The 24,899-nt window shown below is 69.4% G+C and carries 22 protein-coding genes; 4 read left to right on the forward strand and 18 right to left on the reverse strand.

Annotated features, from left to right (window positions below):
• Positions 1 to 123: 123 nt before the first annotated feature.
• The 7 genes from DNK54_RS08010 to DNK54_RS08040 form a co-directional block, all read right to left on the reverse strand.
• Complete coding sequence (locus DNK54_RS08010; RefSeq protein WP_110206404.1) at positions 124 to 351, reverse strand: hypothetical protein; 228 nt, start codon at positions 349 to 351, stop codon at positions 124 to 126.
• 287 nt (positions 352 to 638) lie between these two features.
• On the reverse strand, positions 639 to 2,216 hold the full coding sequence (guaA, locus tag DNK54_RS08015; protein ID WP_110206405.1) for a glutamine-hydrolyzing GMP synthase: 1,578 nt from the start codon (positions 2,214 to 2,216) through the stop codon (positions 639 to 641).
• 262 nt (positions 2,217 to 2,478) lie between these two features.
• Positions 2,479 to 4,212 carry a GMC oxidoreductase gene (locus DNK54_RS08020; RefSeq protein ID WP_110206406.1) on the reverse strand — a complete coding sequence of 578 codons (1,734 nt, stop codon included), beginning with the start codon at positions 4,210 to 4,212 and terminating at the stop codon, positions 2,479 to 2,481.
• On the reverse strand, positions 4,212 to 5,828 hold the full coding sequence (locus DNK54_RS08025) for a succinic semialdehyde dehydrogenase (protein ID WP_110206407.1): 1,617 nt from the start codon (positions 5,826 to 5,828) through the stop codon (positions 4,212 to 4,214). The genes DNK54_RS08020 and DNK54_RS08025 overlap by 1 nt, the downstream gene beginning before the upstream one ends.
• A 202-nt stretch (positions 5,829 to 6,030) precedes the next feature.
• Complete coding sequence (locus DNK54_RS08030; protein WP_110206408.1) at positions 6,031 to 7,485, reverse strand: aldehyde dehydrogenase; 1,455 nt, start codon at positions 7,483 to 7,485, stop codon at positions 6,031 to 6,033.
• Positions 7,486 to 7,535: 50 nt separating this feature from the next.
• Entirely contained in the window at positions 7,536 to 8,648 is a 1,113-nt protein-coding gene (locus DNK54_RS08035) for an Rv3169 family protein (protein WP_110206409.1), read from the reverse strand.
• Complete coding sequence (locus DNK54_RS08040; RefSeq protein ID WP_239459978.1) at positions 8,645 to 9,745, reverse strand: phosphotransferase family protein; 1,101 nt, start codon at positions 9,743 to 9,745, stop codon at positions 8,645 to 8,647. The genes DNK54_RS08035 and DNK54_RS08040 overlap by 4 nt, the downstream gene beginning before the upstream one ends.
• Before the next feature lie 61 nt (positions 9,746 to 9,806).
• On the opposite strand from DNK54_RS08040, the gene DNK54_RS08045 reads away from it, so the two are divergent.
• On the forward strand, positions 9,807 to 10,433 hold the full coding sequence (locus DNK54_RS08045) for a TetR/AcrR family transcriptional regulator (RefSeq protein ID WP_162602351.1): 627 nt from the start codon (positions 9,807 to 9,809) through the stop codon (positions 10,431 to 10,433).
• Positions 10,434 to 10,439: 6 nt separating this feature from the next.
• Here DNK54_RS08045 and DNK54_RS08050 read toward each other — a convergent pair whose 3' ends face one another.
• From DNK54_RS08050 to DNK54_RS08070, 5 genes are all read right to left on the reverse strand, one after another.
• Entirely contained in the window at positions 10,440 to 12,194 is a 1,755-nt protein-coding gene (locus tag DNK54_RS08050; protein ID WP_110206412.1) for a glycerol-3-phosphate dehydrogenase/oxidase, read from the reverse strand.
• A 13-nt stretch (positions 12,195 to 12,207) separates the two neighbouring features.
• Positions 12,208 to 13,044: a carbon-nitrogen hydrolase family protein gene (locus tag DNK54_RS08055; RefSeq protein WP_110206413.1), complete on the reverse strand. Its 837-nt coding sequence runs from the start codon at positions 13,042 to 13,044 to the stop codon at positions 12,208 to 12,210.
• Positions 13,041 to 14,147 carry a GuaB3 family IMP dehydrogenase-related protein gene (locus DNK54_RS08060; protein WP_110206414.1) on the reverse strand — a complete coding sequence of 369 codons (1,107 nt, stop codon included), beginning with the start codon at positions 14,145 to 14,147 and terminating at the stop codon, positions 13,041 to 13,043. Before DNK54_RS08060 ends, DNK54_RS08055 begins: the two co-directional genes overlap by 4 nt.
• 80 nt (positions 14,148 to 14,227) lie before the next feature.
• Positions 14,228 to 15,730, reverse strand: coding sequence for an IMP dehydrogenase (gene guaB, locus DNK54_RS08065; RefSeq protein WP_110206415.1), 1,503 nt, complete (start codon positions 15,728 to 15,730; stop codon positions 14,228 to 14,230).
• Positions 15,731 to 15,739: 9 nt separating this feature from the next.
• On the reverse strand, positions 15,740 to 16,657 hold the full coding sequence (locus DNK54_RS08070) for a sterol desaturase family protein (protein WP_110206416.1): 918 nt from the start codon (positions 16,655 to 16,657) through the stop codon (positions 15,740 to 15,742).
• Positions 16,658 to 16,724: 67 nt separating this feature from the next.
• Here DNK54_RS08070 and DNK54_RS08075 point away from each other — a divergent pair, with 67 nt between their 5' ends.
• Complete coding sequence (locus DNK54_RS08075) at positions 16,725 to 17,363, forward strand: TetR/AcrR family transcriptional regulator (protein WP_110206417.1); 639 nt, start codon at positions 16,725 to 16,727, stop codon at positions 17,361 to 17,363.
• 52 nt (positions 17,364 to 17,415) lie between these two features.
• On the opposite strand, the gene DNK54_RS08080 is transcribed toward DNK54_RS08075, so the two are convergent.
• The 3 genes from DNK54_RS08080 to groES all read right to left on the reverse strand — a co-directional run bounded on the left by DNK54_RS08080 (position 17,416) and on the right by groES (position 20,688).
• Positions 17,416 to 18,594, reverse strand: a complete 1,179-nt coding sequence (locus DNK54_RS08080) for a multidrug effflux MFS transporter (RefSeq protein ID WP_275426253.1) — start codon at positions 18,592 to 18,594, stop codon at positions 17,416 to 17,418.
• Between the two features lie 70 nt (positions 18,595 to 18,664).
• Positions 18,665 to 20,290, reverse strand: a complete 1,626-nt coding sequence (groL, locus tag DNK54_RS08085; RefSeq protein WP_110206419.1) for a chaperonin GroEL — start codon at positions 20,288 to 20,290, stop codon at positions 18,665 to 18,667.
• Between the two features lie 101 nt (positions 20,291 to 20,391).
• On the reverse strand, positions 20,392 to 20,688 hold the full coding sequence (gene groES / locus DNK54_RS08090; RefSeq protein WP_110206420.1) for a co-chaperone GroES: 297 nt from the start codon (positions 20,686 to 20,688) through the stop codon (positions 20,392 to 20,394).
• A 206-nt stretch (positions 20,689 to 20,894) separates the two neighbouring features.
• Between groES and DNK54_RS08095 the strand changes: the two genes are divergently transcribed.
• Positions 20,895 to 22,097 carry a class I SAM-dependent methyltransferase gene (locus tag DNK54_RS08095; RefSeq protein ID WP_110206421.1) on the forward strand — a complete coding sequence of 401 codons (1,203 nt, stop codon included), beginning with the start codon at positions 20,895 to 20,897 and terminating at the stop codon, positions 22,095 to 22,097.
• Between the two features lie 120 nt (positions 22,098 to 22,217).
• Here DNK54_RS08095 and DNK54_RS08100 read toward each other — a convergent pair whose 3' ends face one another.
• Complete coding sequence (locus tag DNK54_RS08100) at positions 22,218 to 23,090, reverse strand: oxygenase MpaB family protein (RefSeq protein ID WP_110206422.1); 873 nt, start codon at positions 23,088 to 23,090, stop codon at positions 22,218 to 22,220.
• 95 nt (positions 23,091 to 23,185) lie between these two features.
• Between DNK54_RS08100 and DNK54_RS08105 the strand changes: the two genes are divergently transcribed.
• Entirely contained in the window at positions 23,186 to 23,830 is a 645-nt protein-coding gene (locus tag DNK54_RS08105) for a LysE family translocator (RefSeq protein ID WP_110206423.1), read from the forward strand.
• Positions 23,831 to 23,836: 6 nt separating this feature from the next.
• On the opposite strand, the gene DNK54_RS08110 is transcribed toward DNK54_RS08105, so the two are convergent.
• Together DNK54_RS08110 and DNK54_RS08115 are read right to left on the reverse strand one after the other, a co-directional pair.
• Entirely contained in the window at positions 23,837 to 24,445 is a 609-nt protein-coding gene (locus tag DNK54_RS08110; RefSeq protein WP_110206424.1) for an MBL fold metallo-hydrolase, read from the reverse strand.
• On the reverse strand, positions 24,442 to 24,899 hold a 458-nt coding region (locus DNK54_RS08115; RefSeq protein WP_162602352.1), incomplete at its 5' end, for a zinc-binding dehydrogenase. The genes DNK54_RS08110 and DNK54_RS08115, both read right to left, overlap by 4 nt.

The following is a 24,899-nucleotide window of genomic DNA, read 5'->3' on the forward strand; positions in this document are numbered from 1 at the left end:
GGGGCGCTTGTGCCGCGCTCCGCTGTCACCAGGTGACAGCCGAGCGCGGCACGAGCATTCGGCACAGGTTGCCCGCCGTGGGAAACGGTGCCCAGGATCTTCTCAGCGGGCTCGACCGCCAGCTCAGTCAGCGACTCCCGAGATCGGGGCTCGGTTGGAGGCGCCGTCGGACCCGACCCCCGAGAACGCGAGGCACCCACCACACGCCAGCACTCCAAGGATGATGGCTGCGATGACGACGTTGCGCACGGTCGCCGATGTCGGCCGCACCGACGGCTGACCGACGTGCGGCGAGAACGACTCCCTCCGGGGCGGGAACTGGCCGGAGGGTGGCGGGACCTGGTCGCTCATGCCTGTCCTCTTCTGCTGCGGCGCCAGGACTCATCGAGCGTACGACGATCCTCGACTCCGGGCTGGAGAACTGGTCACGGCCGCATGGGTCAACGGCACTGCACGTCGAGCGGGCAGCTCGCTACGCTCACTCCCACTCGACGCCTCCGCTGCGCTCCGCCATCGAGCGTCAACGGCACTGCACTTCGAGCGGGCAGCTCGCTGCGCTCACTCCCACTCGACGCCTCCGCTGCGCTCCGACATCGAGCGTCAACGGCACTGCACTTCGAGCGGGCAGCTCGCTGCGCTCACTCCCACTCGATGGTGCCCGGCGGTTTGGAGGTGACGTCGACGACGACGCGGTTGACCTCGGCGACCTCGTTGGTGATGCGGGTGGAGATCCGCTCCATCACCTCGTAGGGCAGCCGGGCCCAGTCGGCGGTCATCGCATCCTCGGAGGTGACCGGTCGGATCACGACAGGGTGGCCGTAGGTGCGGCCGTCGCCCTGCACGCCCACGGAGCGCACGTCGGCCAGCAGCACCACAGGCATCTGCCAGATGTCGCGGTCCAGACCGGCGCGGGTGAGCTCCTCGCGGGCGATCGCGTCGGCCTCGCGCAGGATGTCGAGGCGGTCGCGGGTGACCTCGCCGATGATCCGGATGCCCAGACCGGGGCCCGGGAAGGGCTGGCGCCAGACGATCTCAGCCGGCAGGCCCAGCTGCTCGCCGACCAGGCGCACCTCGTCCTTGAAGAGGGTACGGAGCGGCTCGACGAGCTCGAACTCGAGGTCGTCGGGCAGCCCGCCGACGTTGTGGTGGGACTTGATGTTGGACGTTCCCGCGCCGCCACCGGACTCCACTACATCCGGATAGAGGGTGCCCTGCACCAGGAAGCCGACCTTGCTGCCGTCGGCCACGGCCTCGCCCAGCACGGCGGCCTCGGCGCCCTCGAAGGAGCGGATGAACTCGCGGCCGATGATCTTGCGCTTGGTCTCCGGATCTGTGACACCGGCCAGCGCGTCGAGAAAGGTCTCCTGGGCGTCCACGACGTGCAGCTTGACGCCCGTGGCGGCGACGAAGTCGCGCTCGACCTGCTCAGCCTCGCCCTTGCGCAGCAGACCGTGGTCGACGAAGACGCAGTCGAGCCGATCGCCGATGGCACGCTGCACCATCGCGGCCGCCACCGCGGAGTCGACGCCACCGGAGAGCCCGCAGATAGCGCGGCCGGTCTCGCCGACCTGCTCGCGGATCCGCTCGATCTGCTCCTCGACGATGTTGACCATCGTCCAGGTCTGCCGGCAGCCGGCGATGTCGTGCAGGAAGTGCTCGAGCACCTTCTGGCCATGCTCGGAGTGCAGCACCTCGGGGTGCCACTGCACCCCGGCGAGCTGGCGCTCGACGTGCTCGAAGGCGGCGACGGGCGTCACCTCGGTCGAGGCCAGCACCGTGAACCCTTCGGGAGCCGCCACGACCGAGTCGCCGTGCGACATCCAGACGTTGTGCTGCGCCGGGATCTCGGCCAACAACGTGCCCGAGGTGCCGACCGTGACCGGCGTACGTCCGTACTCGCGGGCGCCGGTCGGGGCGACCTCGCCGCCGAGGCCGGCCGCCATCAGCTGGAAGCCGTAGCACATGCCGAAGACCGGCACCGAGGCGTCGAAGAGCGCGGCGTCGATCCCCGGCGCGTCCTCGGCGTACACCGAGGAGGGTCCGCCGGAGAGGATGATCGCCTTGGGGTTGCGCGCCAGCATCTCCTCCACCGGCATCGAATGCGGCACGATCTCGGAGTACACCCGCGCCTCACGCACCCGCCGGGCGATCAGCTGCGCGTACTGCGCCCCGAAGTCGACGACCAGGACGAGGTCGTGCTCGGCGCTTGCGGTCATGGAGCTGCCTTTCGACGTACGGCGGGTGACCGGGCTGAGTCTATCGGCGTACGAGCGCGGTAAATGCACCAGGACCCGGCCGGGGAGGGAGGTTGGCCGGGTCCTGGTCGCCCACGCATCTGATGGACAGTGCCTGAGCTGCGGGCCCGTCGTGGGAGGGAGCATGACTGACGGACCCGAAGGCTCAACGAGCCCTCCCACAGTGGGTTACGGGAATTCCACGGCGTTCGTGCACCGTTCACCCGAAGGCCTCACACGGCGCTCAGCTGACCCCCACGATCGGCAGTCGCAGCGCTGCGGGAGCGTCCTCGGGAACCACCGGACGCTGCGGGCGCACGGCCTGGATCTGCTGGTAGCCGAGACCGACCGGGGGTCGTGAGTCGGGCTCGCCCTTGTTGGGCCAGAACGCCATCGCCCGCTCCGCCTGCGCGGTGATCGTCAGCGACGGGTTGACGCCCAGGTTGGCCGAGATCGTGGACCCGTCGGCGATGTGCAGGCCTTCGTAGCCGTAGACCCGCTGGTAGGGGTCGACCACGCCGCTCTCGGCCGAGTCGCCGATCGTGCAACCACCGATGAAGTGCGCAGTGAGCGGCATGTTGAAGGGCTCGCCGATCGTGCCACCGGCCTTGCCGCCGCCCATCACCTCGGCCATCCGGCGTACCGCCTCGTTGGCGACCGGGATCCAGGTGGGGTTGGGTGCTCCATGCCCCTGCTTCGAGGAGAGCCAGGAGATCCCGAACGGCCCGGTACGCCGGAACGTGGTGATCGAGTTGTCCAACGTCTGCATCACCAGGGCGATGACGGTCCGCTCCGACCAGTGCCGCAGGTCGTAGAGGTCGAGGACGTTGGCCTTCTCCTTCCACAGCTCCTTCAGCCAGGTCTGCCACCGCGGGCCGGGGCCGTCGCCGTCGGTGAGCACGGTCTGCATGAGCGCCATCGCGTTGCTGCCCTTGCCGTAGCGCACCGGCTCGATGTGCGTGACCTCGTCGGGGTGCCACGAGGAGGTGATCGCCACGCCCTGGGTGTAGTCGACGTCGTCGCCCGGCGAGATCGCCCCCAGGATCGCCTCGGAGTTGGTCCGCGTGAGCACGCCCAGCCGATCGGAGATGGCCGGCAGGTCGCCGGTCGCCTTCAGCTTGTGCAGCAGCTTCTGCGTGCCGATCGCCGCCGCGGCGAAGATCACCTGATCGGCGGTGAACTGCTTGACCGCGGTGCGCCGCGACAGTTTCGCCTTGGTCCACCGCGCGTCGATCACGTAGCCGCCCTCGGCCCGCGGCCGCACCCGGGTGACCGTGGTCAGCGGGTGCACGACGGCACCGTTCTGCTCAGCGAGGTAGAGGTAGTTCTTGACCAGCGTGTTCTTCGCGTTGTGTCGGCACCCCGTCATGCACTCCCCGCAGTTGCGGCACGGATTGCGGTCGGGCCCGGCGCCGCCGAAGTACGGGTCGGAGACGGTGTCGGAGGGCTGCTGCCCGGGGCCGCCGAAGAAGACGCCGACCGGGGTGGGGTGGAACGTGTCGGCCACCCCCATGTCGGTGGCCACCTTCTCCATCACTTCGTCGGACGGAGTACGGAGCGGGTAGGTGTTGACGCCCAACATCCGCTTGGCCTGGTCGTAGTACGGCGCCAGCTCCGCCTTCCAGTCCGTGATGTGCGCCCACGACTTGTCGCGGTAGAAGGCGTCCAACGGCTCGTAGAGCGTGTTGGCGTAGACCAGCGAGCCACCGCCGACTCCGGCACCGGCCAGGATCAGGCAATCCTTGACCATGTCGATGCGCTGGATGCCGTAGCAGCCGGCCTCGGGCCGGAAGAGGAACCGCTTGGCGTCGAAGGAGGTGCTCGCGAAATCCTCGTCGTTGAAGCGGGCGCCGGCCTCGAGCACACCCACCTTGTAGCCCTTCTCGGTCAGCCGCAGCGCGGAGACCGAACCGCCGAAGCCGGAGCCGATGATCAGGACGTCGTAGTGCGTCGGCCGGGCGCCACCCTGGGCGGCCATCAGGCCCTCCCCAGCTTCTTCATCAGCCTCTCGTTGAGCGTCAGCACCTTGGCGAAGGTCTCGTTGGACATGCCCGGCACCGGGCGGAAGCCCCACCCGCGCTGCGTACCGACCGCCTGCGTCTCGGTGTAGCGGTGGATGCCCTCGGCGCCCTGGCGGCGCCCCATGCCGGATTCGCGCATGCCACCCATCGGAGCGTCCAGCGAGGCGAACGTGGCGCCGTACCCCTCGTTGATGTTGACCGTGCCGCACTTGATCTCTCGGGCGATGGCGCGCGCACGCTTGCCGTCGCGGCTGTAGATGGAGGCGTTGAGGCCGTAGTTGCCCTCGTTGGCCTTGGCGATCGCCTTGGTCTCGTCATGGAAGCGGTAGAGGGAGATGACCGGGCCGAAGGTCTCGTTGCCGAAGCACGTCATCTCCTCGGTCACGCCCTCGAGGATCGTCGGCTCGAAGAAGAACGGACCGAGGTCGGGGCGGTGCTTGCCACCGGTGAGCACCTTGGCGCCCTTCGCCACCGCATCGGCGACATGCGCCTTGACCGTGTCGAGCTGGTCCTGGGAGATGAGCGAGCCCATGTCGGTCTCCCAGTTGTGGCCGGGGCCGAGCACCATGGCCTCGGTACGGGCGACGAAGCGCTCGACGAAACGGTCGTAGATCTCGTCGGCAACCATCATCCGCTCGGTGGAGACGCAGAGCTGGCCGGCGTTGGAGAAGGTGGCGCGCGTAGCACCCTCGGCCGCGGTCTCGATGTCGGCGTCGCGCAGGATCAGGATCGGATTCTTTCCGCCGAGCTCCAGCGAGCAGCCGATGAGCCGCTCGGCACAGCCCGCGGCGACCCGCTTGCCGGTCGCGGTCGAGCCGGTGAAGCAGACGTAGTCGGCGTTCTCGATGATCCGGGTGCCGACCCGCGATCCCGGACCCGCGACGACGGTCCACAGGTCCTTCGGGAAGCCGGCCTCCTCCAGGAGCTGCGCACCGAGGAGGGCGGTCAGCATCGTCTGGCTGTCGGGCTTGGCCACGACGGCGTTGCCCGCCATCAGCGCCGGCAGGCCGTCGCAGAGTGCCATCGTGAACGGGTAGTTCCACGGCGAGATGATGCCGACGACGCCCTTGGGCACCCGGTTGACGTCGATCCGGGTGGCCAGCGGCACCACGCCCGGGCGGCGCTGCGAGTCCATGTGGCGGTGGATGGTGCGCGCGTAGTACCGCGCGGTCAGCGCCACGTGGTAGGCCTCGAGGTAGGCGTCCTTGCGGGCCTTGCCGGACTCCCAGACTGCGACGTCGCAGATCTCCTCGGCCCGGTCGAGCACCAGCTTGTGGAGGCGCAGCATGATCTCGGCACGGTGGTCGAGGCTGGTCCGCGACCAGGCCGCCTGCGCCCGACGGGCACGCTCGAAGGCAGCCCGCACGTCGTCGTCACTGGACTGCGGAATCACCGCCAGGGGCTGCCCGTTGCACGGGCTGTGCGAGAGCGCGGTCTCCGCCACCGTCGAGACGATCCGCGAGGTGAGGGCAGCGGCGTACTCCGGCTCGAAGACGTACGACGCGCGCGGGTCGTGCTCGGGGTCGAACGGAGCGCCCACGTACGGGCCGGGCTGCGGGGTCTGCTGGCTCATGTACCGAGGGTATGCGAACGGCTACCCCGAAGTAACCCTTCCCTCGGATTTACATCCACCTTTCGTTTGTCAACCCACGCTGACTGCGGGCCCACACCCGGTCGCTTGCGCGAACTCGACCCGCCATTGGCGCGAACTCGACCCGCCATTTGCGCGAACTCGACCCGCCATTTGCGCGAACTCGACCGGGCGTTTGTGCCGCTCAGGACGAGGTCGCCTCCAGGTAGACCGACTTCAGCTCCGTGTACTGGGCCAGCCCCTCAGGCCCGAACTCTCGGCCGATGCCGGAGGCTTTGAAGCCGCCGAACGGCGCGGCGAAGTCCATCGTGTAGGTGTTGACGCCGTAGGTCCCGGCGCGCACCCGCCGGGCCACGTCGAGCCCCGCCTCGCGGTCCCCCGTCCACACGGTGCCGGCCAGGCCGTAGTCGGAGTCGTTGGCGATCCGGACCGCGTCGTCGACGTCCTCGTAGCCGATCACCGACAGCACGGGCCCGAAGATCTCCTCCTGGGCGATCCGCATCCCGTTGTCGACGTCGGCGAAGACGGTCGGGCGCACGTACCAACCGTGATCGAGTCCCACCGGTCGGTCGTCGCCGCCGAGCACCAGACGGGCGCCCTCGTCCTGACCGATCCGGATGTAGTCGGTGACCCGCTCCTGCTGACGGCGCGCGACCATCGGGCCGATCTCGGTGGCCGGATCCATCGGATCCCCCACCTGCATTCCCCCGACCGCCTCGACCAGCGCCTCCACGACCCGGTCGTAGTTGCGCCGGGAGGCCAGGATCCGGGTCTGCGCGACGCACGCCTGCCCGGAGTTCATCAGCGCGGTGAACTTCAGTCCCTCCATCGCCTTGTCGAGGTCGGCATCGTCGAGCACGATCGCCGCCGACTTGCCGCCGAGCTCCAGGCTGACCCGCTTCAGCTGCTCACCGCAGATCGACGCGATCCGACGACCGGCCGCGGTCGAGCCCGTGAAGGCCACCTTGTCGACGCCGGGATGCCGGACGAGATGCTCCCCCACCTCACGGCCCGCGGCCACGATGTTGACGACACCGGCAGGTACGCCGGCCTCCGCCAAGAGCTCCGCCAGCAGATAGCCGTCGAGCGGCGTCTCCGGCGCGGGCTTCACGACGATCGTGCAGCCGGCCAGCAGGGCGGGCACCAGCTTGGACATGATCGTGAACTGCGGGACGTTCCACGGCGGGATCGCCGCCACCACGCCGACCGGCTCGCGCCGTACCAGCACCGGTGCACCCAAGGCACCCGGGCGCTCCGCTTCCCAGTCGAACTCCCTCGCGATCGCCAGGAACGCTTCGATCTGCATCCACGGCGCCGGAGCCTGGGCCAGGTTGGCGAAGGAGGTCGGCGATCCCATCGAGACGGTGATGAGGTCGGCCATCTCCCCCATCCGGGCGGCGTACAGGCCGGAGAAGACCTCGAGCACGCCGATGCGTTCGGCCGGGCTCATCCGTGGCCACGGCCCGTGGTCGAAGGCCTCGCGCGCAGCGGCCACAGCGGCATCGATGTCGGCGACGGAGCCTTCCGGGACTCGGGCGACGACCTCCTCGCTGTGCGGCGAGACCACCTCGATGAGCGCATCGGTGGCCGGCGCGGCCCACTCGCCGTTGATGAAGAGGGTGCTGCGGTCGAGGGTCATGGGTCCTCCAGGAGTGACGGGCTGGGGTGCGCCGGGGCGCGGGGCTGGGATCAGGGGGCGAGGTCGAACCAGTCGGCGAAGCCGCTGGAATCGTGGCGGCCGAGGGCACCGTGCTCAAAGAGGCCCCAACCCTCGTGGACGGCATCGCCCTCGCGAAGGAGCGCGCGGCCGACGTGGTCGACGACGCCGAACATCTCCCGGCCGGCGACCTCGGGGGCGGCCATGTCGTAGGTGACGCGCTCGGCGAAGGCCTCACCCTTCCAGACGCCATGGGTCCAGTCCGGGTCGCCGCCGTAGCCACCGCCGACGTGCAGTGGAGCAGGCAGAAGCGACTCGACGTCGAGCACGACCGACGACCCGTTTGCGGCGGTGCACAGGATCCGGGCGCTCCGCGGACTGCGGCTACCCGGACGGTAGTCCATCGTGATCCGCGGCCAGCCGAGCTGCTCGACCCGTCCGTCCGGCCAGACACGCGTGCAGTCATTGAGGGTACGGAAGCCGTCGGGCGACTCCTGGATGATCAGCACCACCGCGAACTCCTCGAAGCGCAGCGGCACATAGAGCCACCACATCCCCTCGAACGGTGGGTCCGCGGGGCGACCGCCCGGCTCCGCCTCACCGACCGGACGGATCCCCCACGAGCGGTCTCGGGTGCCGACCCAGGTCTCGGGGTCGACCACGATCTCTGCGTCGTCGACCAGCAGGGTGCCCGACCAGGTGCCGACCTGCGCGAAGCGCTGGGCGTCGAGGGTGATGCGGCTGCCCTGCCTCATGACGTGCGGCTGCTCCTGGACCACGGGGAACGAGCCCTTCCAGGTGAGGTCGAGGGCCATGCCCTCGGTCTCCTCGAGTACGACGCGAAGCCGCTGCAGCGGCTCGGTGACCTCGATGCGGAAGCCCCTCACGTGCGGGTTCATCCGGTCGTGGTCGATGGCATCGCCGAGATGCACTGCCGTGGTGTGGCTCGGTGTCCGCCGCAGGAGGAACGCATCCTTCGTCCCCAGGTTGGCGTAGTAGCCGGCTCCGAAGATCCAGAACTGGTCGCCGGTGCGGTCATGGGCGTTGAAGTACCAGCGGTCGTAGAAGTTCCGGTCACTGCTTCCTACCCACGCCATCGGCAGGGGCGTCTGGTGCAGCGGGAACTCGTCGAGCGGGCCGATCATCGAGCGGCCCCTGCCTCGTCGAGGATGCGCTCCAGCAGAAGCTTGTGGTGGAAGAGGCTCTCGATGTCCTCGGGCCGCTCGATCTCACCGAAGTGGATCTGTCGGGCACCGGTCCGGAGGAAGACGCACGCCCACTGGACGCCGGCGAGCACCGAGAACCAGGTCAGGTCGCCGAGGCGCACGCCGGTGCGCTCTGCGTACGCCCCCACGACATCCTCCTCCCGCAGCACGTGCGGCATCCCCGGCATCGCGAGCACCTCGGTGATCGACTCGAAGACCCGGTGCGCGAAGACCAGCCACGCCACGTCGAACTCCCGCGGGCCGAGGGCGGCCATCTCCCAGTCGAGCACCGCCACGGGGCGGAAGTCGCGGAAGAGCACGTTGCCGATCCGCGCGTCGCCCCAGCACAGCACCGCCTCGCCGGGACGCGCCACCGTCGGCGGGTGCGCCGCCAGCCAGGCCAGTCCGCGCTCCACCAGGGGTGACCGACCGACGTCGGCGGCGGCGAACTCGTACCATTCCCGGACCCGCTGCAGGTGCTGCTCCGGCGAGCCGGCTCGCCCAGGCTGCCCCTCGGCCAGGAAGGCGAAGACCTGCTCGGCGTCAGGAATGTCGTGCAGGGCGGCAAGCACCCCCACCGTCTCCTCCTGCAGCCGTCGCTGCTCGTCGAGCGAGGCATCGGCGAACCAGTTGTCGCCGAAGTTGTAGGGCAGCACGTCGGGCGGCACCACGCCCTCGACATGCCGCATCAGGAAAAGCGGTGTGCCGAGGGCGGAACCCTCCAGGTCGGCGTACGGAATCTGCGGCACGGGCACCTCGGTGAGCTCGCCCACCAGCCGGATCACGTCGCGCTGATGCCCGAGGGCGTACGACGGGAAGACCGGCACGTCCTCGGCCGTCGGCGCCGCCCGCGTGACGAATCGCTCGCCTCCCCCTGCCCACGACGCGTCCAGCACCAGCGTGTCGGAGGAGAGCCCGTTGGAGTTGACGCCGCCGACGACCTCCACAGCGACGGACTCGCCGACCTCACGGCTCAGCCAGTCGGCGATCCGGGCGGCAACCTGCTCCGGGGACCGGCTGCTTCGCTGGATCTGCATCTCCGACGAGAGCTCCTGCGCTTCCATGTGACCTCGCTCACCCATTACGATGTTAGGCGTAATGAAACCAGAACCTGTTCCACCTGACCAGACCCGGATACCCGAGCCCGCCACAGGTCGGCCCCGTGACCGCCGCATCGACGAGGCCGTCCTCGACGCTGCGGGAGCGCTCCTGGTCGAGGTGGGCTATGCGCGCCTGACCCTGGGAGCGATCGCCAAGCGAGCAGGCACCACCACCCCAGCCATCTACCGACGGTGGCCGAGCAAGGCCCACCTCGTCCACGAGGTCGCCATCCCCTCGGACTACACGGCGCTTCCTCCGAGCACCGGCGACCTCCGCGCGGACCTGCGCACGCTCGCCGCCGGCGCCGCTGCGCTCTTCGGCACCCCCGTCGCCCGGGCGGCCTTCCCCGGCCTGCTGACCGAGATCGCCGGGCACCCCGAACTCCACGAGCGGTTGCTGGAGCGGTTCCAGAGCGGCATCTTCACGGGCCTTCGGCAACGCATCGCCGCCGCGGTCGACGCGGGCGAGCTCTCCCCGGCCGTCGACGCCGACCGGATCCTCGAGCTGATCGCCGGCGCTGCGGTGGTACGGCTGATGCTGCGTCCGCACCTGCCGATCGACGAGGGCTGGATCGACCAGATCGTCGACCTGGTCATGCACGGCGTCGGGCCGAACCCGGCGTAGCAGGCGTCAGGCGGGGTGCCGGGGACGCACCCGGGCCTCGTCGGCCTCCTGGTCGGTCGGCTTGGCCTGGCTGATCCGCTCCGCCTCCACGCGGCGCAGGTAGTGGTCGACCTCCTCCTCGACCCGCGCCGCCGTCCATCCGAGCTCACCGGCCATCAACTGAGCGGCGGGCCGTGCCGCAGCCACCCCCCGGTCGAACGACTCGATCGCCACCCTGGTGCGCCGCACCAGCACATCGTCGAGATGCTGCGCTCCCTCATGCGTGACCGCGTAGACGACCTCGGCAGCGAGGTAGTCATCGGCTCCAGACAGGGCGACGTTGAGGTCGGGGCGTCGCGCCAGCAGGTCGACGAAGTCGTCGACCAGCCCGCCGTACCTGCCCAGGAGGTGGTCGATCCGGCTGACGTGCACCCCCGCCCGCCGCGCGAGAGCCACCCGCTGGTTCGCCCGCGCCTCGTGCCCTTCGGCACCAAGCAAGGGCACTCGGTCGGTGATCGAGTCGGGCACCACAGCGTTGATCGTGGTGCGCAAGGAGTGCGCGGCGGCATCGACCGCGTCCTTGCCCATCACCCGATAGGTGGTGAGCTTGCCCCCCGCGATCATGACCAGCCCTGGCACCGGAGTGACGACGGTGTGCTCGCGGGAGATCTTCGAGGTGGGCTCGGACTCACCGGTGAGCAGCGGCCGCAGCCCGGCATAGACGCCCTCGACATCGTCGTGGTCGAGCGGCTCGCGCAGGATGGTGTTGACGTGCCCCAGCACGTAGTCGATGTCGGCGCGCGAAGCCGCGGGATGCGCCTTGTCGAAGCGCCAGGCGGTGTCGGTGGTGCCGATGATCCAGTGCCGGCCCCACGGGATCACGAAGAGCACCGACTTCTCCGTGCGGGTGATGAAGCCACACTCCGAGCGGATCCGGTCGCGCGGTACGACGAGGTGGATGCCCTTGCTGGCTTGGACGTTGAGCGCGCCCCGGCCGCCGACCATCTCCTGGATGTCGTCGGTCCACACCCCCGCCGCGTTGACCACGACACGCGCCCGCACGTCGAAGGTACGGCCCGTCTCGAGGTCGCGGGCGGTCACGCCCACCACGCGCTCCCCCTCGCGCAGGAAGCCGACGACCCGGGTCCGGGTGGCGACATGGGCACCGTGACGTGCCGCCGTACGCGCGATGGTGAGGACCAGGCGGGCGTCGTCGACCTGGGCGTCGTAGTACCTGATCGCTCCGGTGATCTCGTCGGTACGCAGGTCGGGCGCCAACCGCGCGACCTGCCTGCGGAAGAGGTGCCTGTGCCGCGGCAGGCCGACGTCGTACTTGCCGGCCCTTGCCATCGCGTCGTAGAGAGCCAGTCCCGCGCCGACGTAGGGGCGCTCGACGGCGCTGTGCAGCGGGTAGAGGAACGGCACCGGATGGACCAGGTGCGGCGCCAACCGGGTGAGCAGCAGCCCGCGCTCCTCCAACGCCTCACGGACCAGGCCGAAGTCGAACATCTCCAGGTAGCGCAGGCCACCGTGGATCAGCTTGCTGCTGCGGCTGGAGGTGCCGGAGGCGAGATCGCGCTGCTCGACCAACCCGGTGCTCAGGCCGCGCGTGACCGCGTCCAGGGCCGTGCCGGCGCCGACTACTCCCCCACCGACGACGAGGACATCGAGCTCCGCGCCAGGTCGCACCGTGTCGGCGAGCGAGACGAGCGCGTGCTCGCGAGCGCTCGGGCTCAGCACGCCAGGGACGAGATCGGGACTGTCGGGCTGCGTCGGCCTCATGAGGGCCAGTGTGTCAGGACAGTGGAGACGTCGAGCTCCGGTGCACCCGGCGAAGGCCGAGATCCACGCGCCGGTCCACCAGCATCGGGTGATCCACGCGGGTACGAGCGATCACATCGGGGTCGAGGTCGGCCACGACGACGCCTGGCTCCTCCTCGATCCGGGCGACCAGGCCACCGAGCGGGTCGTAGATGCCGGACCCGCCGATGAAACGCTCCGGACCACAGCTGCCGACCAGCCCGGCGAAGACGACGTACATGCCGTTGTCGAGGGCGCGCGCAGCGCAGTAGAGGTTGCGCCGCTCCGCGCCGCCGGGGAAGAACGCCGCCGAGACCAGATAGGCCTGCGCCCCGTCCAGCGCGGCGGCGCGGGCATGCTCCGGGAAGGAGGCGTCGTAGCAGATCCCGAGCGCCAGCTCCCAGCCCTCGACCACGATCGAGGCGCCGCCCTCGCCGGCGACGAAGTAGTCGCTCTCGTAACCGGAGAGGTGCTGCTTGTCATACAGCGGGCTGATCGCGCCATCGGGCGAGACCACCACGCTCGACAACGTACGCCGCTCCCCGCGCCTCAACGGCGTGCTCACCACGACGGTGCAACCGGTCTCCGCGGCGGCATGCGCCAGCGGGGCGAGGTCGTCGCCCAGCCGCTCGGCCTCCGGCACAGGACCCGTGAACGCCTCAGGACAGTAGCCGGTCAGGAACGCCTCCGGCAGCACCAGCAGCCGGGCTCCGCGTGCCGCAGCCGTGTGGGCGAGGCCCACCGCGGCCGCGACGTTGGCCGCGACATCCCCGCAGACCGTTGCGGCCTGGCCGGCAGCCACCCGCAGCGGTCGCAGGCCCTCAGCCGTCATTCGACGACGACACCGACCCGCTGGAACTCCTTGAGCTCCGTGTAGCCGGTGGTGGCCATCGAGCGGCGCAGCGCGCCGATCAGGTTCATCGTGCCGTCGGCGACGCGGGAGGGACCGAAGAGGATCTCCTCCAGCGAGCCGATGGTGCCGAACTCGACCCGCTCGCCCCGCGGAAGCTTGCCGTGCCACGCCTCGGCGCCCCAGTGGAAGCCACGTCCCGGAGCCTCGTAGGCACGTGCGAGCGGCGAGCCCACCATCACCGCGTCGGCGCCGCAGGCGACCGCCTTGGCGATGTCGCCCGAGCGGCCGATCGAGCCGTCCGCGATGACGTGGACGTAGCGACCACCGGACTCGTCGAGGTAGTCGCGGCGAGCAGCGGCGACATCGGCTACGGCCGAGGCCATCGGCACCGCGACACCGAGGACCGTGCGAGTCGTGTGGGCGGCGCCCCCGCCGAAGCCGACCAGCACGCCTGCCGCACCCGTCCGCATCAGGTGCAGCGCGGCCTGGTAGGTCGCACAGCCGCCGACGATGACCGGCACGTCGAGCTCGTAGATGAACTCCTTGAGGTTCAGCGGCTCGGCCTGGCTCGAGACGTGCTCGGCCGAGACCGTGGTGCCGCGGATGACGAACATGTCCACCCCGGCGTCGACGACCGTCTTGGCGAACTCCTTGGTGCGCTGCGGTGAGAGCGATCCAGCCACCGTGACCCCGGCCTCACGCATCTGTCGCAGGCGCTCGGTGATCAGCTCCGGCTTGATCGGCTCGGCGTAGATCTCCTGCATCCGCTGGGTGGCGGCGACGCCACGCAGCTCGGCCACCTCCTCGAAGAGGGGCGACGGGTCGTCGTACCGGGTCCACAGGCCCTCGAGGTCAAGGACGCCGAGACCCCCCATCCGGCCGAAGGCGATGGCGGTCTCCGGCGACATGACGGAGTCCATGGGCGCAGCCATGACGGGCAGCTCGAAGCGGTACGCATCGATCTGCCAGGCGGTGCTCACCTCCTCCGGGTCGCGGGTACGCCGCGACGGGACGATCGCGATGTCATCGAAGGAGTAGGCGCGGCGAGCGCGCTTGGCGCGGCCGATCTCGATCTCAGTCAACTTGCCTTCTTTCGGTGGTCGAGCCTGTCGAGACCCGGTGGTCGAGCCTGTCGAGACCCGGTGGTCGAGCCTGTCGAGACTCAGATCCCGCTGTAGTTCGGTGCTTCTACCGTCATCTGCACGCCGTGTGGGTGGCTCTCCTTCAAGGAGGCGGAGGTGATCCGGGTGAACCGGCCGTTCTCCTGGAGCTCGGGCACGGTGCGGGCGCCGACGTAGAACATCGACTGGTGCAGGCCGCCGACCAGCTGATGCACGACCTGGCCGAGCGGGCCCTGGTAGGCCACCTGGCCTTCGATTCCCTCAGGCACGATCATGTCGTCGCTGGTGACCTCTGCCTGGAAGTAGCGGTCCTTGGAGTAGGACTTCTTGCCCCGGCTCGACATCGCACCCAGGGAGCCCATCCCCCGGTAGGCCTTGAACTGCTTGCCGTTCACGAAGAGCAGCTCGCCGGGCGACTCCTCACATCCCGCGAGCAGCGAGCCGACCATGACGGAGTCGGCGCCCGCGACGATCGCCTTGGCGATCTCACCCGAGTGCTTCATGCCGCCGTCGGCGATCACCGGGACCCCGGCCGGCCTGCATGCCTGCGCGGCGGCGTACACCGCGGAGACCTGGGGGGCGCCGACGCCCGTGACGATGCGAGTAGTGCAGATGGAGCCCGGTCCGACACCGACCTTGACCGCGTCGGCGCCGGCCTCGACGAACGCCTGGGCGCCCTCGGTCGTGGCGACGTTGCCGCCGATCACCTGGACGTGCTTGGTGGCCGGGTCGCTCTTCAGTCGCTGCACCATCTCGAGCAGCATCCGCACGTGGCCGTGGGCGGTGTCGGCGACCAGCACGTCGACGCCCGCCTCGATCAGCGTCGTGGCCCGCGTCCAGGCGTCGCCGAAGTAGCCGATCGCCGCGCCGACCAGGAGCCGCCCGTCGGCGTCGTAGGACGCGTGCGGGAACTGCTCCCCCTTCACGAAGTCCTTGACGGTGATGAGCCCGGTCAACCGGTTCTGCTCGTCGATCAGCGGGAGCCGCTCGCGCTTGTGCTTGCGCAGCAGCGCGGTGGCCTCGTCGCGGCTGATGCCGGAGTACCCGGTGATCAGCGGCATCGGCGTCATCATCTCGTCGACCTTGGTCGTGGCCCACTCCGCGACCGGCGTGAACCGGAGGTCACGGTTGGTGATGATGCCGAGCAGCACGTTGCCGGAGTCGACGACCGGGAGTCCCGACACCCGGTACTCACCGCACAGCTTGTCGAGCTCCTCGAGCGTCGCATCGGGGCCGATGGTCAGCGGGTTGGAGATGATCCCGGTCTGGGTCCGCTTCACCAGGTCGACCTGGTAGGCCTGGTCCTCGATGGAGAGGTTGCGGTGCAGCACTCCCATGCCGCCCTCACGCGCCATGGCGATCGCCATCCGGGACTCGGTGACGGTGTCCATCGCGGCGCTCACCAGCGGGACACGCAGGGAGATCTCCCGGGTCAGCCGGCTGGTGGTGTCGATCTCGTCAGGGGCGAGGTCCGAGTAGCCCGGGAGGAGCAGGACGTCGTCGTAGGTCAGGCCGAGCGGTGCGAACTTCTCAGGGATCTCCACAGCTCCAGTCTAGGACCTGCCAGAAGCACTGATCCGAGCGCCCGCCCCCGCTTCCACGGAGGCATACGGCGTCCCTCCTTCGGGCTGCCAGCCAGGCGGCCCGAAGAGGTAGCCCGCCCGCTCCCGCCAGGAGCGCGCATGACGCACCTGGCGGCCGATGGCCACGTAGTCGCCGTACTGGAGCTTGAGCATGTTGTAGGTCTCCACCGGCTTGGTGAGCCCGTACGTCGGCCGCTGCCGTTCGGGGGTGAAGGTGCCGAACATCCGGTCCCAGACGATCAGCATCCCGCCGTAGTTGCGGTCGAGGTACTCCGGGTCGGAGCCGTGGTGCACCCGGTGGTGGGACGGGGTGTTGAAGACGAACTCGATCGGTCGCGGGAGCTTGTCGATCAACTCGGTGTGCACGAAGAACTGGTAGACGAGGTTGACCGAGAACGCCACGTAGATCGTCCACGGCGCGAATCCGAGCAGCGGCAGCGGCATCCAGAAGATCAGCTCGAACCACGGGTTCCACTTCTGGCGCAGCGCGGTGCCGAAGTTCATGTACTCGCTGGAGTGGTGCGCCTGGTGTGCGGCCCAGCCGACGTTGACCCGGTGCACGAAGCGATGACTCCAGTAGAAGGAGAGGTCGAGAGCAAGGATGAGCGACGGCCAATACCACCAGGCGCCCACGTCCAGATGCCAGGGCGCCCACCACAGGAAGACCGCGCTGAAGACGACGAAGCTGCCCAGCTTGAAGAGCGTCGAGAAGATCAGCGAGATGGCCCCCATCCCGATGCTGGTCCGCGAGTCCTTGAAGGCGTAGCCGGTGGCGTTGTCGTCATGGTCGAGCCACTTCAGGGCGGCGAGCTCGAGCACGATGGTGAGGACGAAGAACGGGATCGCGTAGGTCAGCGGGTTCTCGGCCGGATCGAGCAGTTCCTGCATGGCGCCTCCTTGATATGACTCTCGGGTAAATTACCACGCGTTCATATCGTCTGGATAGAGTGCGGCCATGACCTCACGCCCCCGCCCCAACGCGGGCTCCAAGGGCGTCCCCCGCGCGGTGCGGGAGGCAGAGATCCTGGAGAGCGCCTGCCGAGCGTTCGGCGAGCACGGCTATGCGGCGGTCTCCATGACGGACGTCGCCCACGACGCCGGCATCTCCAAGCCGCTGGTCTACAGCTACTTCGGCTCGAAGGAGGGACTCTTCGAGGCGTGCCTCCGCCACGCCGGGGACCTCATCGCCGACGACATCGACCGCACCGCCGCCAGCGGGCACGTCGGCCTCGAGCGCGCCCTGGTCACACTCGAGGGCATCTTCAAGACGCTTGAGGAACGCCGCTGGATCTGGCGGCTCTTCTTCGACGCCACCCGTCCGGCGACCCCGGCGCTCGATGCGATCGTCGAGCGCTACACCGCCCGGCTCACCGAGCGCGGCGCGGAGGGCACCGCCGAGATGCTCGCCCGCGGCGGCAACCGGGATCCCCTTGACGCGGACGCTCTCGCCGCGGTCTGGGCCTCGGTCTTCGACGCCCTGGTGGTCTGGTGGCTCAACCACCCCGAGGTCACTGCCGAGGAGATGACCGCGCGCAGCGTCCGGCTGCTGAGCGCCGTCACCGCCGACCCCAGCCCAGCCCCGTCGGCCGGCTGAGTCCCTGCGCTTCGCCGGCAGGACGCGACGCGAGCACCGCGCCGCTCGCCGGTCAGGGGCGTGCGGGCACCAACGGCGGAACTGTGCGCAGGTGCCAGATCCAGCAGGCCAGACCCCCGGTCACCATCACCAGGCCGGCCAGCGCCAGCTGCAGCACCGAACCGGTCACGTGTGGCACCAGCAAGGAGGCGACGAGTGCATTGAGCACCAGCGAGAAGAAGGTGAAGAGCGAGACGACCCCGCCCCGCGACTCGGGATGCAGGTCGAGCAGGGCCAGCTGCTGCGACGGATAGGCGGCACCGGAGCCGACGGCGATCAACGCCGGACCGATCACGGCCCAGGGCAGGTGCGCCTCGGTCGGTCCCAGCGCCAGGCCCACGTTGACGAGCGCGCCGACGAAGGAGAAGCAGAGAGCTCCGGTGATCAGCGCACGGCCGCTGATCCGGCCCGCGCTGCGGCCACTGATCCAGGCCCCGGTCACCATGCCGCCGATCATCGGAACGAAGAACATCCAGAAGTCCATCTCGCCGCGGCCGAGCAGGTCGACGACGAAGATCGCGGCCGCGCCGATGTAGAGGAACTGGCCGCCGAACGCGAGTGCGGCGGACCAGGCGATCCGGTGGAAGGAGAGGTCGCGCGCCGGACGGACGAGCCCCTGCAGCAGCGCACCCACCCGCAGCGGGATCCTGCGTTCGACCGGGTGGGTCTCCGGCAACAGGGCGAGGGTCGCCGTACTCAGCGCGAGGCCGACGGCGGCGAGGAACCAGAAGACGACGCTCCACGGACCGAGCTGGAGCAGGAGCCCGCCGATGATCGGGGCCAATGCGGGCGCGACACCGAAGATCATCATCGCGATGCTCATCAGACGCTGGGCCTCGGGACCGTCGAAGACGTCGCGGATCACCGTGCGGGAGACGATCACCCCTCCCCCGGCGGCCAGCCCTTGCAGGGCACGGAAGACCAACAGGGTCTCGAAGCTGGGCGCGAGGGCGCAGCCGATCGAAGCGACCGCGTAGACGGCGACGCCGCCGACCATCACCGGCTTGCGCCCGATGGCGTCCGAGAGCGGGCCGTGGAAGGGGCTCATCGCTGCGAACGCCAGCATGTAGGTGCTGACCACCCACTGCATCTCCGACGTGCCGACCCCGAACTCGCCGCGCATCTCGGCGAACGCCGGAAACGGTGTGTCGATGCTGAAGGGGCCGAGCATGCTCAGGCTCGCCAACAGCACGAGGAAAACCCAGACCCGCCCGGGGCCGATGGCCCCGGGCGGGTCCTGAGGTGTTTCGTGAGGACTCAGGTCAGTGCCCGTGCCCGTGACCGTGGCCGTGACCGGCTGCGGCCTCTTCCTCCTCCTCGGGCTTGTCCACCACCAGGGTCTCGGTGGTGAGCAGCATGCCCGCGATGGAGGTGGCGTTGACCAGCGCCGACCGGGTCACCTTGACCGGGTCGAGCACGCCCTGGGCGACCAGGTCGCCGTACTCACCAGTGGCAGCGTTGTAGCCCTGGCCGACGCCGAGCTCGCGCACCTTGGTGGTCACGACGTAGCCGTTCTCACCGCCGTTCTCGGCGATCCAGCGCAGCGGCTCGTCGGCGGCCCGGCGGACCACACGGACGCCGACCGCCTCGTCACCGGTCAGGCCGAGGTCACCGTCGAGGACGCTGACCGCGTGGATGAGCGCGGAGCCACCACCGGCGACGATGCCCTCCTCGATCGCGGCGCGCGTCGCGGAGACGGCGTCCTCGATCCGGTGCTTCTTCTCCTTGAGCTCGACCTCGGTGGCGGCGCCGACCTTGATCACGCAGACGCCGCCAGCAAGCTTGGCGAGGCGCTCCTGCAGCTTCTCGGTGTCCCAGTCGGAGTCCGAGGACTCGATCTCGGCCTTGATCTGGTTGACCCGGCCCTCGACCGCGGTGGCGTCACCGGCACCGTCGACGATGGTGGTGTTGTCCTTGGTGACCACGACGCGCCGGGCCTGACCCAGCACCTCGAGGCCAACCTGGTCGAGCTTGAGACCGACCTCGGGAGCAACGACCTGACCACCGGTCAGGACGGCGATGTCCTGCATCATGGCCTTACGGCGGTCGCCGAACGCAGGCGACTTCACGGCGACGGCCTTGAAGGTGCCCTTGATCTTGTTGACCACCAGGGTGGAGAGCGCCTCGCCCTCGACGTCCTCGGCGAGGATGAAGAGCGGGCGACCCGTCGCGATGACCTTCTCCAGGATCGGGACCAGCTCGGAGACCGAGGAGATCTTGCCCTGGTGCAGCAGGATGTAGGGGTCGTCGAGAACCGCCTCCATCGCCTCGGGGTCGGTCACGAAGTACGCCGAGATGTAGCCCTTGTCGAACTGCATGCCCTCGGTGAACTCGAGCTCGGTGCCCATGGTGTTGGACTCCTCGACGGTGATGACACCGTCCTTGCCCACCTTGTCGAAGGCATCGGCGAGCAGCTCGCCGATGTGGGCGTCGCGGCTGGAGATCGTGGCGACCGACGCCATGTCCTCCTTCGACTCCACCTCGCGGGCGGCGTCGCGCAGCGCGGCGCCGACGGCGTCGGCCGCGGCGTCCATACCCCGCTTGAGGCCCATCGGGTTCGCGCCGGCGGCCACGGCGCGCAGGCCCTCGTGGACCATCGCCTGGGCCAGCACGGTGGCGGTGGTGGTGCCGTCACCGGCGATGTCGTTGGTCTTGGTGGCGACCTCCTTGGTGAGCTGGGCACCCAGGTTCTCGAACGGGTCGTCCAGCTCCACCTCGCGGGCCACGGTCACACCGTCGTTGGTGATCGTGGGCGCGCCCCACTTCTTGTCCAGGACCACGTAGCGGCCCTTGGGACCGAGCGTCACCTTCACGGCGTTGGCGAGGGCGTCGACGCCCTTCTCCAGCGCCCGACGAGCGTTCTCGTCGAACTCGAGGATCTTCGGCATGTCTCTCCTTGCTCGAAAAGCTCAAAAAGGGAGATAGTCCCTGATGTTTCGCACCTCAGAACTGATTCTTCGGATGCGAAACGTCAGGGACTATCGGAAAATCAGGAAACGATCGCCAGCACGTCGCGGGCCGAGAGGATCAGGTACTCCTGGCCGGAGTACTTGACCTCGGTGCCGCCGTACTTGCTGTAGATGACCTTGTCACCGACCGAGATGTCCATCGGGATGCGCTCGTCGCCATCCTCGTTGAAACGGCCGGGACCCACCGCGACGACCTCGCCCTCCTGGGGCTTCTCCTTCGCGGTGTCAGGGATGACCAGGCCGGAAGCCGTGGTCTGCTCGGCGTCGAGCTGCTTGACGACGATGCGGTCCTCGAGGGGCTTGATGTTGACCGACACTTCGGATCAACCTCCACTTTCTCCACTGGAACTGACACGGTTGCGGAGACGAAGCTCCGCGCAACGTTCGAGCCTGCGCTGGGGTGTGCCGTCGCGGGGGTCATACCTTCGTGCAAGCGCTGGCACCCTCGGGGCGAGAGTGCCAGAACAGACGCTAGCACTCAGGCCAAGCGAGTGCCAGCGCTGGGGGTTGCAAGAATGTGCAGGTGGATCTGGAGACCTTTCGGTGGCTGCTGACCGAGCCCGGCCAACGCCTGCTGGACGCGGCCGCCGAGGCGCACGCCGCACACGCCGGCGATCCGGTCCGCACCGCCACCGAGGTACGCCGCACCGAGAGTGACGCCGCCCGGGCCGCGGCCGCGCTCACGCAGGTCCGGCTGCGGCTCGACGCCGCGGCGAAGTTCGGTGCCGACGCGGCGCGGATGTACTTCACCCCCGATGCCCTCGAGCAGGCGACCCGCGCCGCCGTGGCGGCGCACCGCGCCGGCCGACTGGCGGCTGCACAGCCGAGCAGCGTGATCGACCTCGGCTGCGGGATCGGCGGCGACCTGATCGCCTTCGCACGCGCGGGCCTGACCGTCGCGGGCGTCGATCTGGACCCGGTCCGGGCCGCGATCGCCGAGGCGAACCTCGCCGCACTGACCCTGGGCGGCGCGGTCGCCGCCACCGACGGCACTGCGCTCGACCTCCGCGGCTTCGGCGCGGTCTTCGCCGACCCCGCGCGCCGCGGCGGCCGCGGCCGGGTCTTCGATGTCGAGGGCTGGACGCCGCCCTGGTCCTTCGTGCAATCGCTCTTCGACCGGGCCGCCGTCGTGAAGGTCGCACCCGGGATCGGCCACGACCTCCTGCCCGACCGGCTCGAGGCGGAGTGGGTCAGCGACCGCGGCGAGGTGAAGGAGGCGGCGCTCTGGTGCGGCCCCCTGACCACCTGTCGCCGCCGCGCCACTGTCATCCCTGCCCATCCGGCCGGGCAGGCGGGCCTCGCGACGTTGACCGAGGAGGACGATCCCTACCAGGGCCAGCCGCGCCCGGTCCGCGACCTCGGCGACTTCCTCTACGAGCCGGACGGCGCTGTGATCCGAGCCGGGCTGGTGACCGCCGTCGCCGCCGGGGTGCGCGGCGGCCTCGTCGACGAGCACATCGCCTGGGTCACCTCCGACGACGAGTTCCGCACCCCCTTCGCTCGCGCCTACCGGGTCGTGGAGCGACTCCCCTACCGTGAGAAGCAGTTGAAGGCCGCGTTGCGTGCGCGTGGCGTCGGGAGCCTGACCATCAAGACGCGCGGCGTCGACGTCGTACCGGAGCAGTTGCGCAAGCGGCTCGCCCTCACCGGAGACCAGAGCGCCACCCTCGTCCTCACCCGGATCGCCGGCGCCGGCGCCGCCCTCCTCGTCGCCCCGCTCCCCTGACCGTCGAGTTCGCGCAAATCGCGCATTGAGTTCGCGCAAATGGTGCATTGAGTTCGCGCATATGGCAGCCGGGCTGCCATATGCGCGAACTCAACCTCTCATTTGCGCGAAGTCGGCGGGTCAGGCGGCGGGAAGCTCCATGGTGCGACCACCACGGGCGATGATCTTGCGCTCGGTGGCGCTGACGAGGTGGAAGAGCCCGGTGTTGCGGCCGAGCCGGAACCGCTCCGGTACGACCGCGTGGGAGGCCCGCACCGAGGCGGTGATGGCAGCGAAGGCAGCGGCGTGAGCAGGCGTCCAGCCGAAACCGAAGGCCTGGCGCACCCGCCCGGGCAGCATCCCCATCACCACCAGGTTGGTGCCGGCCACACCCAACCGCATCGAGAGCGGCACCGGCATGGCGGTGACGATGGCGCGTCCCACCACGCGTGCCTCCTCGGTGACGTGGAAACGAGATCCGCCGAGGTGCGCGCCCAACCACTCGTCGAACTCTCCGGCCGTAGCGGGAGCCACCGAGCGGGGCATGCCGAAGAGCTCACCGAAGCGGATCCACTCCTGCCACAACTCCTCGCGCTCCGCCGAAGACAGCGGGCGCACGAGCGTCTCGAAAGCGACGCGGGAGGAATCGGCCAGCATGCCCATCGTCCAGAGCATGAGCTCGGGGTCGAAGGCGTCGTACGGCGTCCCGGCCGGGAAGTCCCCCTCGTCACGGTCGAGGCTGCCATGGACCCGGGTGTGCATGTGATGGACCATCGCCAGCACGCGATCGGCCTCGGCTCGATCACCGAAGAAGATCGACTCGAACGCCTCGGCCGTTGCCGAGAGCCGCATGAACGGCCGCTCCTTGGCCTTCGTCGAGGAGCTGGTGCCGACGTAGGGCACCGGGTGGGTAGCTCCGACCACCAGCGCTCGCTGCCCGTAGGTCTGCCCGACGGCGCGGTGGGACTGCACGTGACGGAGCAGGGAGCCGTGCGGGAAGTAGCCATCGCCCATGGCGCCACTATGCCAGTAGAACTGTCACGGTTCCAGTGGCGCCATGCCTCGGCAATCCGGTCGCACCGATCCGTCGACACGCCTACCGTTGTCCCATGCTCCCCGTCACCACCAGCCAGCTCGTCGGCTTCGGCGTTGCCGCCTTCGTCCTGATCGCGATCCCCGGCCCCAGCGTGGTCTTCGTCGTGGGACGAGCACTCGCGCACGGCCGCGGAGTGGCGCTGGCCAGCGTGGTCGGCAACACGATCGGCCTGGCGGTGATCCTGCTGCTGGTCGCCTTCGGGCTGGGCGCCGTGGTCACCACGTCGGCCACCGTCTTCTTGGTGGTCAAGCTGGTTGGTGCCACCTACCTGATCTGGCTCGGCGTCCAGGCGATCAGGCACCGCAACGACGAGGTGGCCGTCACCGATGACACGGTGAGCCGTGGCCTGTCCTCACGGGTCGCGATCCGGCAAGGCTTCGTGGTCGGGATCAGCAACCCCAAGGCATTCCTGATCTTCGCGGCGCTGCTGCCGCCCTTCGTCCGTCCGGAGGCGGGCCAGGTGACGCTGCAACTGCTGACTCTGGGGCTGATGGCCGTGGTGATCGGCCTGCTCTCCGACTCCGTGTGGGCGATCACCGCGGCCGGGCTGCGGGACTGGTTCGCGGCCTCTCCCTCCCGCGGCGCGGCGATGGGGTGGGTCGGTGGCGGCTCGCTCGTCGCGCTGGGCGCCGGGCTCGCCGCCACCGGAAACCACTGATGCCGATCAGCCCAGCAGGGCCTTCTCCGCGCCGATGGTGGTGTCGTCACCGTGACCGGTGTGCACCACCGTCTCCTCCGGAAGCTGCCAGAGCGCTGCCCGGATCGAGGCCTCCAACGTGCCGCGGTCGCTGAAGGAGCGCCCCGTCGCGCCCGGCCCACCCTGGAAGAGGGTGTCGCCAGTGAAGATGCAGCCCAGCGACTCGGCGTACAGGCAGACCGCGCCGGGAGCGTGGCCGGGCGTGTGGATCACCCGCAGGTCGACGCCGCCGACTGAGATCACCTGGCCGTCGGCCAGGTCGACGTCCCACAGCTCATCGGTGTGGGTGAGCTCCCAGAGCGGCCGGTCATCGGGGTGCAAGAGGATCGGCGCGGTGACCGCCTGCCGCAACGCCGGAGCGACGCGGACATGGTCGTCGTGGGCGTGAGTGCACACGATTGCCTTGACCTTGCGCTCGCCGACGACCGCGAGGATGTCGTCGACCGAGTGCGGTGCGTCGATCACGATGCACTCGGTGTCGTCGCCCACCACCCAGATGTTGTTGTCGACGTCGAACGTCTCGCCGTCCAGGCTGAAGGTGCCCGTCGAGACGGCGTGGTCGACCCGCGCGGTCACAGGATCACGACCGAGCGGAGGACGTCGCCGTGGTGCATCTTCTCGAACGCGGCCTCGACCTCACCGATACCGATCTCCTCGGAGACGAAGGCGTCCAGGTCGAGTCGGCCCTGCTGATAGAGGTCCACCAACATCGGGAAGTCCCGCGACGGCAGACAGTCGCCGTACCAGCTCGACTTCAACGCACCACCGCGACCAAAGACGTCAATCAGCGGCAGGTCCGGCACCGACATGTCCGGAGTCGGGACGCCGACCAGCACCACGGTGCCGGCCAGATCACGCGCGTAAAAAGCCTGCTTCCAGGTCTCGGGCCGGCCGACCGCCTCCACCACTACATCGGCACCCTCGGCACCCTTGTAGGTCTCCGCACAGATCCGCTTGATCTCCTCGACCGGGTCGACCTGCGAGGAGTCCACCGTGTGCGTCGCACCCATCTCCTTGGCCTTCGCCAGCT

It is taken from the genome of Nocardioides daejeonensis (assembly GCF_003194585.1).
Lineage (GTDB): Bacteria > Actinomycetota > Actinomycetes > Propionibacteriales > Nocardioidaceae > Nocardioides > Nocardioides daejeonensis.

Coding starts and splice junctions, on each gene's coding strand:
- DNK54_RS08010 (WP_110206404.1), bottom strand. CDS start 351: ATGAGCGACCAGGTCCCGCCACCCTCCGGCCAGTTCCCGCCCCGGAGG.
- guaA (WP_110206405.1), bottom strand. CDS start 2,216: ATGACCGCAAGCGCCGAGCACGACCTCGTCCTGGTCGTCGACTTCGGG.
- DNK54_RS08020 (WP_110206406.1), bottom strand. CDS start 4,212: ATGGCCGCCCAGGGTGGCGCCCGGCCGACGCACTACGACGTCCTGATC.
- DNK54_RS08025 (WP_110206407.1), bottom strand. CDS start 5,828: ATGAGCCAGCAGACCCCGCAGCCCGGCCCGTACGTGGGCGCTCCGTTC.
- DNK54_RS08030 (WP_110206408.1), bottom strand. CDS start 7,485: ATGACCCTCGACCGCAGCACCCTCTTCATCAACGGCGAGTGGGCCGCG.
- DNK54_RS08035 (WP_110206409.1), bottom strand. CDS start 8,648: ATGATCGGCCCGCTCGACGAGTTCCCGCTGCACCAGACGCCCCTGCCG.
- DNK54_RS08040 (WP_239459978.1), bottom strand. CDS start 9,745: ATGCAGATCCAGCGAAGCAGCCGGTCCCCGGAGCAGGTTGCCGCCCGG.
- DNK54_RS08045 (WP_162602351.1), top strand. CDS start 9,807: ATGAAACCAGAACCTGTTCCACCTGACCAGACCCGGATACCCGAGCCC.
- DNK54_RS08050 (WP_110206412.1), bottom strand. CDS start 12,194: ATGAGGCCGACGCAGCCCGACAGTCCCGATCTCGTCCCTGGCGTGCTG.
- DNK54_RS08055 (WP_110206413.1), bottom strand. CDS start 13,044: ATGACGGCTGAGGGCCTGCGACCGCTGCGGGTGGCTGCCGGCCAGGCC.
- DNK54_RS08070 (WP_110206416.1), bottom strand. CDS start 16,657: ATGCAGGAACTGCTCGATCCGGCCGAGAACCCGCTGACCTACGCGATC.
- DNK54_RS08075 (WP_110206417.1), top strand. CDS start 16,725: ATGACCTCACGCCCCCGCCCCAACGCGGGCTCCAAGGGCGTCCCCCGC.
- groL (WP_110206419.1), bottom strand. CDS start 20,290: ATGCCGAAGATCCTCGAGTTCGACGAGAACGCTCGTCGGGCGCTGGAG.
- DNK54_RS08100 (WP_110206422.1), bottom strand. CDS start 23,090: ATGGGCGATGGCTACTTCCCGCACGGCTCCCTGCTCCGTCACGTGCAG.
- DNK54_RS08105 (WP_110206423.1), top strand. CDS start 23,186: ATGCTCCCCGTCACCACCAGCCAGCTCGTCGGCTTCGGCGTTGCCGCC.